This window comes from Clostridium estertheticum (assembly GCF_018861295.1).
Classification (GTDB): Bacteria; Bacillota; Clostridia; order Clostridiales; family Clostridiaceae; genus Clostridium_AD; species Clostridium_AD estertheticum_D.
The window spans coordinates 1-566 of record NZ_JAHLDM010000103.1; the positions used below are offsets into that span (position 1 = coordinate 1).

Below are 566 nucleotides of genomic sequence, written 5' to 3' on the forward strand. Positions count from 1 at the left end.
TCTTCTTCTTTATAATCAATAGTTAACACCTTTTGTGCATGAATTGCTTTTGAAATAGCAATTTCAACGTCTTCGAACACTCCTAAATATAAATTATCATTGTTAGCTTGCTTACATTTGGTACCCTCAACATTTGATATTACATTTAAATCTTCTGTTTTTGCTGATACTAATACATCTTTGCTCATACTTTTCCTCCTCTTATTATAAAATTTAATTAAAATTAAAAACGTAATTCATTTTATGATAAACATGTTAGAATGAATAAGATTTTTTATATTCTATAAATAGAATAGTATCACCAATTTAGCTAAAAATACTAAAAAATACAATAAATGTAACATGATGACATTAAAACGTTAACAAATTACATATATGTTAGGTATTTTTATCCTATAATCTGTAAAGAGGAATTATAGTGTGATTTTTCTGAATCTTTAGATATTATTTTAAAAAAACAATACCTCTTTGTATAATAAAATGTACCCTATAGAGTAGACGATTTAAAAAAACCTACGCTATAGGGTTTTTCTATGTATAATTAAATATAAGAATAGAGGTGGATA

Annotated in this window: 1 pseudogene; it reads right to left on the minus strand. The window is 24.0% G+C overall.

Annotated features, from left to right (window positions below):
* Positions 1 to 188: pseudogene (locus KPL54_RS25860) on the minus strand (aldehyde dehydrogenase EutE); the annotation flags it as partial.
* Positions 189 to 566 lie beyond the last annotated feature (378 nt).